Source organism: Acidaminobacter sp. (genome assembly GCF_030247605.1).
Taxonomy (GTDB): Bacteria; Bacillota; Clostridia; order Peptostreptococcales; family Acidaminobacteraceae; genus Acidaminobacter.
In genome coordinates this window covers 15126-27792 of record NZ_JAOTSB010000019.1, presented here as the reverse complement: position 1 = coordinate 27792, position 12667 = coordinate 15126, and the positions used below count along the sequence as shown (strand labels likewise).

The window sequence follows — 12667 nt, the reverse complement described above, 5'->3', positions numbered from 1 at the left end:
ATAATCATCCCTAATCGCCAATCCTGTATTGACGTGCTATACTTTTCCCAATGAATCATTTGGCGAAAGGAGCAGACTCATGAACATAGCGCTTTTGACTGATACCTGGCACCCCTTTACTAATGGCGTTATTACTCATATCGAAGTCCTGGCTGAGGGTCTCAGAAGCTTAGGTCACCAAGTGTTGATTCTCGCCTCCGATCCACATACCAAACACCATTATGTAGATCATGAGGGCGTGCTCCACTGTCCCGGATTTACCTTAAAACGAATCTACGGGTATGGAATTGCGTTTCCTTTTAGTTTCGAGCGTCTTAAGATCTTAAAAGCATTCAACCCTGATGTCATTCATATCCACAATGAATTTGGCATGGGCACCTTTGGTATGCTGGCTTCTCGAAAACTTAAACTTCCAATGGTCTACACCCTCCACACCGCTTACGATGACTACCTCCATTACTTGGCACCCAAAATATTCATGCCGATTACCAAAGCCTTGTCACACGGCTATGTGCGATTCCTGGCTAATTATGCCAGTATTACGACCGGCCCTTCAGAAAAAGCTGCCGCCTATTTGAAAGCTACGAAAGTGACTTCACCCTTTTACTATATCCCTAACAGCGTTGACCTTCAGAGGTTCGATACCAATAACCTCGAACCCGGAACCAGACAAAAGATCCGTCATAAATACAATATCCCCGATGATCACCTCACCGCAATTTTCGTCGGACGCCTGGGAAAAGAAAAGAGCGTTGAAACGCTGCTGGATCTTTGGAAATCCAGTATTCAACCTAATGCTCCCTTTTGTCTGATGGTCGTGGGAGATGGCCCTGAGCGGGATACCCTGGAACAATTTGCGACGGATGCCGGCATTGCCCATCAGATCATTTTCACAGGCAAAATTCCTTATGAAAACATGCCCCAGTACTACGCTACCGCTGATGTTTTTGTCAGCGCTTCCCTTACTGAAATGATGTCCATCTCTCTGCTTGAAGCCCAGGCTATGGGCCTTCCGGTACTTCAGCGACTGGATCAACAGTCCAGAAATCAGGTGATTGACCATGTCAATGGCTTTGTCTACTCAAACGCTGCTGAATTTGAAGCCCATCTGAAAGCCTTTGGTCAGTTATCTTCCTTAGAATGGCATGACTGGCAAACCCGCTGCAGAAATCACGTCGCCCGCCAAGGCGCAGAGGATCTGGCAAATCACCTGCTGGAGCTCTATCGCCAGGCATGTGGAACGAAGTGAGTGACAGGCACCAAAGTTAACTGAGTGTCTGACACCAAAGTCAACTGAGTGTCTGACACCGAAGTGAACTGAGTGTCTGACACCGAAGTGAACTGAGTGTCTGACACCGAGTTCGAATTTGTACCAGACACTCTTTATACATTTTTAATACTTTGCTGCATTTTTTCGGGTATAATATGACCATAGAGTCATGTGACTTATGAGTCATATTGAGCATAAGAAAAAGTGCGGGATGGGGTCCCGCACCTCAAAATAGTTTCAAATATTAGATATTGTCTTTATTTCACTAAAACGAATTATTTGTCTCTACCTTTTCCACGACCTTCGTTATCGTCATCTTCATCGTCTTCATCTTCATCGTCTTCATCTTCATCGTCTTCGTCTTCGTCTTCGTCTTCTTCTTCGTCTTCATCTTCTTCGTCATCGTTGTGATCATCCACAAATTCAGGTTTACCTTTTTCGACATCAGGCTTCATGACTGGCTTCCCTAAGTCAGCGATCTCGTCAAGAAAATCTGAGAGTTCTCCGCCATTTTCATCTTCAAACATCAATTTCAGTTGACCAATCAAGAAATCTTCTACAGCATCCTTGTACTCATCAACATCATCTTTCTCGACGCTGTCAAATGATTCATCTTCATCCATCATTGCCGCAACAAGCGCAATCAGGTTTTTCTCGCCTACGCGATTCGGAATTCCAGCTTCTTTCAGGAGTTTATTCGCTACAGCTGGAGCAGCTGGATACATATCATCGTCCATGTCTTCTTCATCGTCTTCGTCTTCTTCGTCGTCGTCATCTTCTTCGTCAAGATCTTCCAAGTCAACTTTTTTAGTGAGTAAAAGTTCACTATCAGCATCATCATCTAACGAAATAAAAACTTTGACTTCAAAATCATCCAAAGGCGTATACTCTATAGCATCAAAAGTGTACATGTACATTATTGTGCCAAATTTTTCAACCTCTTCAGAATCATAATCATTGGACGTTTCAATTACATCTTCACCTTCAACAACCTCAACCAAAAGTTCATCTAGTTCATCGCCAATTTCCTTATCAAGCCACACAGTTATAAACAATTCATCATCCAAAATAAACGCATTGACTTGGGATTTATCCTTATCATTCGTTGGATTCCCATTTCCCGCAAACGAAAACGCAGACAACATCAGTACCATGATCGAGATCAACAATAAAGCTATAGGTCTTTTCATGTGTACACTTCCTTTCAATACAATGGTTGAATTTCTCACTTTACCGGCTATGGCCACGGACCTCCAAGGTCTGAACTTCACATTCAATGGCCCTACAGATTGAGTCCTCCGCCCCCCCTCTCTCGGCAACGACTTTTACATGCCTATTAATTAGTTTCGAGAAAGTTTCTGCTAATTTTGGGGTCGCCCTAAAAATTAATTGTTCAATTTTCAAAAAACGAAAAAGCACCCTTGTGTCATTTCTGATCAATCCACAGTCCGCGATCAACCATTTCGACACAAGGATGCCCATCAACATCCATTTTAAAATTCAACTAGCATGACGCCTAAACCCTTACGCCTGCTCCCAGTTATGGTAAACGTTCTGCACGTCGTCCGAGTCCTCAAGGAGATCAATCAGCTTATTCATGCTCTTGATGTCCTCCTCGTCCGTCAAAGCTGTCGAGGTCTGCGGGAGGTAACGCAGCTCGGCCATGGAGAATTCGTAACCATCGGCTTTAAGGGCATCTCGCACTGCCCCAAAGTCTTCAATAGAAGTATAAATCTCGAAGTGATCCTCCTCGGCAATGAAGTCCTCCGCGCCCGCTTCCAGGGCCTGCATCATGACCGTCTCCTCGTCCATGCTCTCCAACCGGTCAATGACCAGGACGCCTTTGCGGTCGAACATAAAGCTGACGCAGCCGTTGGTTCCCAGGTTGCCGTTGCCCTTGGAGAAATACGAGCGCACGTCCGCCGCCGTACGGTTCTGCTTGTCCGTGAGACACTCCACCAGAACCGCCACGCCGCCCGGGCCGTAACCTTCATAAGTCAGCTCCGTAAAGATGGCGCCGTCCGACTCCCCCGTGCCCTTCTTGACGGCACGATCAATATTGTCATTGGGCATATTGGCCGCCTTGGCCTTCTCAATGGCACTCATCAGCGCCGGGTTGTACATGGGGTCGCCCCCGCCTTCCCGCGCCGCCACCATGATGTACCGCCCAAGCTTCGTAAAAATCTTCGCGCGTTTTGCGTCCTGCTTGTTCTTTCTGTTCTCAATTGTTCCTATACGACCCATTTATCTTTCCTCCAGGCATTAAAATTCAACATCACATTATACCACCAAACCTGAAATGCCGTCTAGTGCCAGTGAAAAATCCAAAAACTGTCCCCTGCCGATGGTCCCCCACCAACATTTCCTCCCCCTCCACCACCCTCAGCGTTTGACACTGTGCGGTTACGGTATAAATTACAATAATGAACGAAACTTGGGTTGATTGGCGCCAGCCACGGGAAACTCGGTGTCAGACACCCAGTTTCTCAGACACCGAGTTTCTCCACAACACCGAGTTTCTTCCACCCCACGAGGAGGCACGCCCCATGGAACAAAACCAGATCCTCAGCATCAGCCAACTTAAGAAGCATTACCTCATGGGCGAAGTCACCGTCGAAGCCCTCAGGGGCGTATCCTTTGATGTCAACGCCGGCGAATTCGTCGTCATCCTGGGCCCCAGCGGCTCCGGCAAGACTACTATGCTCAATATTCTAGGCGGCATGGACCAGGCCACTTCCGGCACCGTCAACTACCGCGGCGAAATCCTCAGCGACTTTTCCGAAAAAGCGCTGACCGAGTACCGCCGCAACGTCGTGGGCTTTGTCTTCCAGTTTTACAACCTGCTGGGCAATCTGACCGCCCGGGAAAATGTGGAGCTGGCCACGGAAATCATCTCTGACCACCTCAGTGTCGACGAAGTTATGGAAGACGTTGGCCTCACCGACCGGGCGGACCACTTTCCGGCTCAGATGAGCGGCGGCGAGCAGCAGCGCGTGGCCATCGCCAGGGCCGTCTGCAAGAATCCGGACCTCCTGCTGTGCGACGAGCCTACGGGGGCACTGGACTTCGAGACCGGCATCCAGATTCTCAAGCTTCTGAAAAAGATCAACGTCAAATATAAGAAAACCGTCATTATCATTACACATAACGCGTCCATCGCGATCATCGCCGACCGGGTGCTGAAGATGCGCAGCGGCGAAATTGTTGAAAACATCATCAACGAGATGCCGATGGACCCTGAAAGGGTGACGTGGTGATGGGTGTCCTGAATCGCCGTCTCATCCGCATGATCATGAGCTCAAAGGGCCAGAACCTGGCCATTGCTATGGTCGTCGCCCTGGGCCTCATGCTCTACGTGGCCATGTCCTCGGCCATCACCAACCTGGACGACGCCGTCCAAAAATACTTCACTATAACCAATGCCGCGGACATCTACGTTGAAATCCCTGCCATTTCAGGCTCAGAAGTCAACAGCCTCCTCTCCGTCAGCGGCGTGGAAGCCGCCCAGGGCCGGGTTGTCTGGGACGTCAATTTCCTCTCTGACCAGAAAGCAGACGAAAACCAAAAAATCACCCTCCGGGTCATCTCCATTCCCGAGGATGCGGAAGACTCCAAAGATGGCATGATCCACAGCCTCTACTTCCAAACCAAGGCACAGACTCTAGCCTCAGATGATGAGGTCTTCCTGATTGAGTCCTTCGCCCGGGCCCGCAGCATTGAAGTGGGCGACGAGATTAAGATCCAGTACGCCGGCGAGGACCACGCCCTCAAGGTCAAGGGGATCGTCTCCAGCTCAGAGTACATCTACCTGATGCAGAGTGAGCAGTCCCTGCTGCCGGATTTCAGCAATTTTGGCATTCTATACGTCCGTGAGTCCTTCGCCATGCGGTCCATCGCCTCAAACGGGCAGTATAACCAGGTGCTGCTGACCGTCAGGGACAGTTTCGACGGCAATCATGAGTCCGTTCGCAAAGCCGTGGAGAAGAAGCTTGAGCATCTGGGCGCCCAGCGGGTCTACCTCAGGGAGGACCAGGTCAGCAGCCGGATGGTGCAGGAAGAGATCCGGGGCAACAAGCAGACCATGTCCATTGTGCCGGTGATTTTCCTGGGCATCGCGGCAGCCATTATGTTCGTGATGATTGGCCGCTTCGTGAGGAACGACAAGGTGACCATCGGCGTGTTAAAGGCTATGGGCTATAACAACCGTAAGATCATGACCCACTACAGCCTCTACGCCGTGAGCATTGGCATTACCGGCGCGGTGCTGGGCGTGATCCTGGGGTCCCTCATGTCGGTGTACGTGACGACCCTCTACGCCACCGAGAGCTTCAATGTTCCGATCCTGGTCTTCAAGTTCCACGCCTGGATGCTGTTCGCCGCCCTGGGCCTTGCCCTCGTGTTTTCCGTTACGGCAGGCTATATGGGCGCCCGGGGGGTCATCCAGATCGATCCGGCAGCGGCCATGCGTCCTGAGGCGCCGCAGTCCGGCAAGCATATTGGCCTGGAGCACACGCGATTCTGGAATTTCTGGGTCTCTTTTACAGAAAAGATGGTTATTCGCAACCTCATGCGCCACAAGCTGCGAATACTGGTCCTATCCATCGGCATAGCCCTGACCTTTATGATGATTATGATCCCGATCTACCTTCTCAGCGCGTTTCTGGACATGTTCGAGTTCCAGTACAGCGTCATGCAGCGCATGGATTACAGCGTCAGCCTGAACGGCTTCATGGCAGACCGGGACCTGGTCCGCAGCCTGAGGGACTACGACGAGATCGACTATGCCGAGGGCCGGCTGGAATACCCATTTGAGGTCGAGAATGGCTACAGGAAGAAGGCCACCACCGTCATAGGCCTCTCGCCGGACACCAAAATTATCCATTTTTACGAGCTCAATACCATGGTGCCGATGGTCTTCCGCCCCAACAGCGTCTTCATGACCAGAGGGCTGGCCGACAACCTCGGGCTGAGGGTCGGGGACCCCTTCGTGATGAAGCCCTACCTGCCTGATCGAGAGGACCAGGTGTATAAATTGACGGGGATCATTCGCCAGGACCTGGGCTCCAACGTTTACATGCCCCTCGGCACCCTTCAGCGGGATTTCTTTGGGGAAGATGCCGTCAACGGCGCTTACATCCAGGGCGGCAGTGACGTCAAGGACGTGCTGACGGATGCCCGTTCCGTCTCCTCGTTTATGTCCAACGAGGATCTGCAGAACGCCTATCTGGACTTTATGCAGCTGACCTATATCTCGATTGGCATGATCGTGGTGATTGGCATGTTTCTGGGTGTGGCCATTGTCTACAACACCGTGGTCCTGATGATCAATGAGAGGACCGTGGAGATCGCCTCCATGCGGATCCTGGGTATGAGAATTGGCGAAGTCTTTTCGGTCATCTCCAGGGAGATCGCGGTGATCAGCGGTGTGGGGATTGTGCTTGGAATTCCGCTGGCTTCTTGGGCGCTGGCAGGCATTGGTGCCTATTTCACCACGGACCTCTATAGTTTCGCCACAAAGCCGCAGTTCATAGATTACGTCTATGCCGGCATCATAACTTTGGTATCCATAATCATTTCCCTTGCCCTGTCCTACAGAAAAATCATTCGCGCCAATTTTGTCGACGCGCTGAAGAATCAGGTGTCCTGATGGCCATAGGCCAAAATAAAATCCCCAAGCGGAGGTGTCGAAGTTGAAAAAGAAAATTAAACTGCGCAATATGTTGCTGCTGGCTGCGGGGATCATCCTGGTGTTTGCGGGGGCGGCCTATAATTACATGAGCAGTCAGGTGAAGCTGGAGCCTTATGTGGTGACCCAGGGAGACCTGAAGGAAGTGGTCGAGGCTTCCGGGACAGTGGCCAGCCAGAGCACAGCGGTGATCTACGCCAAGCAGGGCGGGTTTGTCAGCGAGCTGTCGTTTGAGGTCGGCGGTGTTGTGAACGCCGGCGAAACGATCGCTGTTCTGTCCTCCGAGGACCTCTACTACAGCATTCAGACTGCCCAGGCTCAGGTGAACGGTGCCCGTGCCCAGTACGCCCAGGCGGCGGAGAAGAACGATCCCCTTTTGGCCAAGATGGGCGAAACGGCGGTGGCGAGCGCCCAGCTGAACTATGATACAGCGGTGAAAGCCCTGGAGGACGTGCAGGTGCTCTATAACGCCGGCGCTGTCAGCCAGGCAGAGGTGGATGCGGCCACAGTGGCGGCTTCACATGCCGATGCGTCGCTGAAAACGGCTCAGGATCAGCTGGCCCTTCAGAAGAAAGGGACGTCCGGCAATCTGCTGCGCTCCATCAGCGCCGGGATTACCGCAGCCCAGTCCGAGCTGAACCGCCTGAAGGCCATGGACGGGAACCGCACCATCGTTTCCGACCGGTCCGGCGTCATGACTGAACGTTATGTCTCCCTAGGGACCTTCGTGTCCCCTGGCATGCCGCTGGCTGAGATCTCCGCCCTTGACCAGCTCAAGGTTGAGTCCGACGTGGTGGCCAAGGATATCCCGAGCTTGTCCGTGGGCATGAAAACAGATTTGTATGCCGATGGTGACTTAATCGCCACCGGAACCATTACCAAAATCCATCCTAAACTAACTGAAATCATGTCCAGCCTGGGCATTGTCCAAAAGCGCGTCCGCGTTGAAATTGATATTGATGGCGATGCTGGAAGTGCCGGCGGTACCGCGCCTGGAACAAGCCTCATGCTGGGCCAGGATGTGGACGTCCAGTTCATTAAGGCCGAGAAAAAGAACGTCCTCCTGGTGGAGTCCGACTATGTTTATGAAGACGGGGATTCCAAGTACGTTCTGGTGATCGAAGATGGCAAGCTGGTCAAGCGCTTAGTAGAAACCGGCCTCCAGGGCGAGCTCTATTATGAAATTCTCTCAGGTTTATCTGCCGATGAAAAAATTGTCGGTGAGATTGAGAACACGGTGTTGGTGGGAGATCGCGTATCGTGGTAGGCTCAAGAAGTGCATAACATAAGCGACGACACACGAAAGAGAGCTTGCTCTCAGTAGTGCGTCGTCGTTTTATGTTATATAGGGCGCAGCCCGCGAACTGAGTGCAGCGAAGCGAAACGAAGGACGGTGCACGTCTGGTGAAAGGGTAATTTTTTCAACTTTGAAGCGAAACTCGGGGTCGATAGGCGCCAGCCGCTGACACCCAGTTTCTGTTCAACGGAAATCGGGGGTCGATAGGCACCAGCCGCTGACACCGAGTTTCTTCCAATTAAAAAGGCAGCGCCGCGGCGCTGCCTTTCCTTGTCCTTACTCCTCCGCCTCAACAGGCGGCTTCGGTGGCATCACGCGTTTGTGTGCCGTCACATTGTATAAATGCTCAATTCTTGCCTTAGCCGCTTCGCTGATGTCTTTACCTTCAAGGTAATCGTCAATGTCGTTGTACTTGACACCCAGCTCAGCTTCGTCCGTTTGACCTTCCCATAGACCGGCGCTTGGCGCACGGTCGATGACTTGCTGAGGAACTCCAAGGACCTTTGCCCATTCGTAAACCTCGCGTTTGGTCAAGTTGGCGATAGGAAGGAAGTCGACCCCGCCATCCCCGTACTTGGTGAAGTAGCCCGTGAGCACCTCCGCTGCGTTGTCCGTGCCGGCGACCAGGTAGCCCAGGCTGTTGGCGACGCCGTAGAGCGTGCTCATTCTGAGCCGCGCGCGAAGATTGGCGTCAGTCATTCTGGCTCTGCCGTTGAGGTCGCGGTCGAGTTTGATTTTGATGTCGTCAAAAATCAGTTCGTGTGAGACGCTGAGATCCATCTCAATCCAGTGCAGGCCGCACTTCTCGGCGACCGCCCGGGCGTCAATGGAATCCTTGGTTGAGCTCTTCACAGGCAGAATGACCCCTATGGAATCCTCCGGAAACGCCCGCTTGACGAGGTTGGCGACGACAGCTGAATCGATGCCGCCTGATAAGCCTACGACGACGCCATTTTGATGGGCGTTTTGTACAGTTTCTCTAATCCACTCAACCACGCGGTCAATTTCTCTGAGGCGGGTCTCGTGGTCTTCAATTCTCGTTACCATAATGGACATTGCATTCCCTCCGTACTAAAAAATCAAGTGTTGGTGACAAGTGCCATGTAAGATGTCTGGTTTTAGTGTTTACTTGGCACTACCTTAATCATCCCAAGTACATGCGGATCTGCTATGGACAGTTGATTTCGAAGTGACTTCGGGTTTTTGCCTCGTTAGCGCTTCTATGGGTCACTGGCTGCAGATTCTCTTTTAAAATTGGTATCGGCGACTTCTAACTTTAAAGAAAAAGGCCGAGAGTGAGGTTTTTGGATGATGTGACCATCGGCAACCTTACTTTAGGCCCTATCTTATCATGGATTTGTCGAAATTTCGACTGTTTTTTATTTACAAAATAGATCGTGTCGAAAACGTAAAATTGATATTTATTTCCCTATTTTTCCTAGTTCTACCAAAACGCAGTGATGATACACTACCAACAGCCCTTTTGCTTTTGCGTAGTTAATCACGTCGTCGTCAAAGGTACCCGGCTGGAACCAGATGTACTTGACGCCGAGCTCCGCCGCCTCGTCGATGAAGGGATAGCCGCGTTTAGGCGACACGACCATATCCACGCAGGCAGGCACGACGGGCAGTGCTTTCAGACTTTCGTAGCACGGGGTGCCGTCGATCTCCTGATACATTGGATTGACTGCGTAGGTTTCGTAACCGGCAGATCGCAGCCGCATGAGGATTTTGTAGCCAAATTTGTCCATGCTTTGGGTGGCGCCAACGACAGCCCAGGTGTGCTCCGCCAGCATTTCTTTAATGTTTTCAGCCATAAGCTCAACACCCTTTCGAGATGATTTGTTCCGAAGTTGTAAAGTCTTAACATAATCCTGTCTCTTTGATGAGAAGAAGGTCTATTTGCTTTCTACCCTTAATTATGAGTTGAAAACGGGTGAAAAAAAGTGTTAAAAGTTTGGTGACTGTCACTCATTCAACTTTGGTGACTGTCACTCATTCAACTTTGGTGACTGTCACTCACTCAACTTTGGTGACTGTCACTCACTCAAATTCAGTGCCAGAGCTTCACACAATTCAGAAACAATTCAAGCGTCCCCATGCCCATGCGTCCTTAACACCGCCAGGCAGGAGATCTCCTCCAGCTCCCCCGGCACCCAGTCCAGCTGGGCGCTCGTCAGGTCGACCATTGCGCTGTGGACCGCGGCCTCTTCCTCCGGCAACACCAACAGCTCCAGGGTCACGTGATCCGTGTAAAGGGTATCCGCCACGCGGATCGTCGGATGGCCGGCCAGGTAGTTCTGCACCTTGCCGAGCAGCGTATAGTCCACCACAGCCGACACCCGGCGATGGATCACCCTCTCAATCACGCCCGCCGCCGCCAGCCCCAGCTGAGCGCTTTGGGTATACGCCCGCACCAGACCGCCGGTGCCCAGCTTGACGCCGCCAAAATACCGCGTCACCACCACGACCACATCTGTGATCCCTTCATTTTTCAGCATGGACAGAATGGGAAGTCCCGCTGTGCCCTGGGGCTCGCCATCATCCGAAAACTTCTGGGCGTGGTATTCCGGCCCCAGCACATACACCGGCACATTGTGAGTCGCGTCCCAGTGCTTCTTGCGGATTACGGCCATAAAGGCCTGTGCCTCTTCCTCCGACTTTACCGGCTTCACGTAGCCAATAAAGCGCGACTTCTCTATCACCGTTTCCGCTGAGGCTTCCCGCTCCACGGTTTTGTAATTCAACAGTTTGGGCGATTTGTCGGAGCTACTCATCCGTACTCACCGTCGAGTTGGAACTTTGGGTCACCATCGGCGAACCATCAGGCCTTACCTCAAAGCGCTTGTACCGCTGATAATCCTTGGCGTCCAGCTCCACCTCAATGAGGGAGCCGCTCTCCACGTACTCGGTGCTCGACACGTGGTGATTGTCGCACAGATAGGAGTACACCGCGCCCTCGGCGTACGGAATCAGCATGTGGACCTTGACGTGGCCACGGAAGATCTTGGAGCGGAGCTTCTCGATCAGGGCGTCAAAGCCCTCGCCGGTGCGCGCGGAAATCCGCAGCGCCTCGTAGCCGTCAAACAGCCCGGCCTTGGGCACCATCACCGTATCGTGGTCCTCAGGCGCCAGCAGGTCGATCTTGTTGAGGAGCAGCAGCGTCGGTTTTCCGTAAGCGTCGAGCTCCCGCAGCACCTTCTCCGTAATGGAAATCTGGTTGTGCACGTTCTCGTTGGTCACGTCCACCACGTGCAGCAACAGGTCCGCGTCGTGCACCTCCTCCAGTGTCGCCTTGAAGGCCTCCACCAGCTTGTGGGGCAGCTTGGACACGAAGCCTACTGTGTCGACCAGCACCATGGCCTTGTTGTCCTCGAACTCCACGCGCCGGTGGTACGTGTCCAGCGTCGCGAACAGCATGTCCTTCTCGAACACGCGCTTGATGCCGTCCTCCACCTGGCCGCTTCCGTCCTTCTGAAGGCTGCCTGCTTTTCCCAGTACAGGTGCCCCCGCCGATGGTCCCTCCTGCACCAACGTCAGCATACGGTTCATCACGCTGGACTTACCTGCGTTGGTGTAGCCGACCAGCGCCACGAGGGGTTCGCCACCCCGCTGCCGCCCAGCTTTCTGGGTTTCCCTGACCTTAGTTTCTTCCTTGAGCTCATTGCGGATGTCGCTGATCCGTTCGCGGATGCGCCGCTTGTCGATTTCAAGTTTCTGCTCGCCGGGACCCCTGGTGCCTATGCCGCCGCCCGTTCTGGAGAGTGCGTTGCCGTAGCCGGTAAGTCTCGGCAGCCTGTATCCCAGCTGGGCCAGCTCGATCTGCAGTTTGCTGGTCCGGGACTGGGCTCTTCTGGCGAAGATGTCCAGGATGAGCGCCGTCCGGTCGATAACCTTAAGCCCTATCTCACCTTCCAAGTTTCGGATTTGGGACCCAGACAGCTCGTCATTAAAGACGATCACGTTGGCATCGTTCGCCTCCGCCAGCTGCTTCACTTCCTGCACTTTCCCACTGCCTATATAGGTCGCCACCTCAATAATCCGCTTATTCTGTACGATGGTGCCGACGACCTCCGCTTCCGCCGCCATCACCAGCTCTTCCAGCTCATGCATGGAATACTCTATATCGATTTCTTCCCGGTCGTCCCCGAGGCCGACGAGAATCGCGCGTTCAGTCAGACTGCCGGAGGTCTCGAAGTACGTGCTTTTTTCGGTTGTTGCCGCTTGTTTTTCACTTGATAAATTGAATTGATTGGATTGATCCTGGTTCATAAAACCACCTCCGACACCATTATATCACGCCAGCTCGGTTGGGGACAGGGCGTTGGTTAAGTTGGGGTCAGGTTCGGAGTTACACTCGGGGTCAGGTTCGGTAATAATTCTGCAATACAAGCCCCGTCCCCGTACGTCTTGA

10 protein-coding genes are annotated in these 12667 nt (G+C 52.6%); 4 read left to right on the top strand and 6 right to left on the bottom strand.

All coding sequences use genetic code 11. From position 1 onward, the window contains the following. Positions 1-79: 79 nt before the first annotated feature. The gene (locus tag OEL90_RS09960) at positions 80-1249 is read left to right on the top strand and encodes a glycosyltransferase (RefSeq protein ID WP_300688284.1); all 1170 of its coding nucleotides are present in this window, start codon (positions 80-82) and stop codon (positions 1247-1249) included. A 296-nt stretch (positions 1250-1545) separates the two neighbouring features. Here OEL90_RS09960 and OEL90_RS09955 read toward each other — a convergent pair whose 3' ends face one another. Then, positions 1546-2460: a hypothetical protein gene (locus tag OEL90_RS09955; RefSeq protein WP_300688281.1), complete on the bottom strand. Its 915-nt coding sequence runs from the start codon at positions 2458-2460 to the stop codon at positions 1546-1548. 334 nt (positions 2461-2794) lie between these two features. Further along, the gene (locus OEL90_RS09950; RefSeq protein WP_291399870.1) at positions 2795-3514 is read right to left on the bottom strand and encodes a YebC/PmpR family DNA-binding transcriptional regulator; all 720 of its coding nucleotides are present in this window, start codon (positions 3512-3514) and stop codon (positions 2795-2797) included. A 302-nt stretch (positions 3515-3816) separates the two neighbouring features. Here OEL90_RS09950 and OEL90_RS09945 point away from each other — a divergent pair, with 302 nt between their 5' ends. From OEL90_RS09945 to OEL90_RS09935, 3 genes are read left to right on the top strand one after another with little or no spacing between them, the layout of a single operon-like run. Further along, positions 3817-4527, top strand: a complete 711-nt coding sequence (locus OEL90_RS09945; RefSeq protein WP_291399868.1) for an ABC transporter ATP-binding protein — start codon at positions 3817-3819, stop codon at positions 4525-4527. Continuing rightward, a complete protein-coding gene (locus OEL90_RS09940; RefSeq protein ID WP_300688278.1) occupies positions 4527-6917 on the top strand; it encodes an ABC transporter permease in 2391 nt (796 codons plus the stop codon). Before OEL90_RS09945 ends, OEL90_RS09940 begins: the two co-directional genes overlap by 1 nt. A 43-nt stretch (positions 6918-6960) precedes the next feature. Next, the gene (locus OEL90_RS09935; RefSeq protein ID WP_300688275.1) at positions 6961-8223 is read left to right on the top strand and encodes an efflux RND transporter periplasmic adaptor subunit; all 1263 of its coding nucleotides are present in this window, start codon (positions 6961-6963) and stop codon (positions 8221-8223) included. Between the two features lie 306 nt (positions 8224-8529). On the opposite strand, the gene nadE is transcribed toward OEL90_RS09935, so the two are convergent. The 4 genes from nadE to hflX all read right to left on the bottom strand — a co-directional run bounded on the left by nadE (position 8530) and on the right by hflX (position 12525). After that, positions 8530-9309 (bottom strand): NAD(+) synthase, encoded by a 780-nt coding sequence (gene nadE, locus OEL90_RS09930; protein ID WP_291399862.1) that lies wholly within the window; start codon positions 9307-9309, stop codon positions 8530-8532. Positions 9310-9674: 365 nt separating this feature from the next. After that, complete coding sequence (locus OEL90_RS09925; protein ID WP_300688272.1) at positions 9675-10070, bottom strand: CoA-binding protein; 396 nt, start codon at positions 10068-10070, stop codon at positions 9675-9677. Between the two features lie 270 nt (positions 10071-10340). Further along, on the bottom strand, positions 10341-11030 hold the full coding sequence (locus OEL90_RS09920) for a YigZ family protein (RefSeq protein ID WP_300688270.1): 690 nt from the start codon (positions 11028-11030) through the stop codon (positions 10341-10343). Further along, a complete protein-coding gene (hflX, locus tag OEL90_RS09915) occupies positions 11023-12525 on the bottom strand; it encodes a GTPase HflX (RefSeq protein ID WP_300688269.1) in 1503 nt (500 codons plus the stop codon). The genes OEL90_RS09920 and hflX overlap by 8 nt, the downstream gene beginning before the upstream one ends. Positions 12526-12667 lie beyond the last annotated feature (142 nt).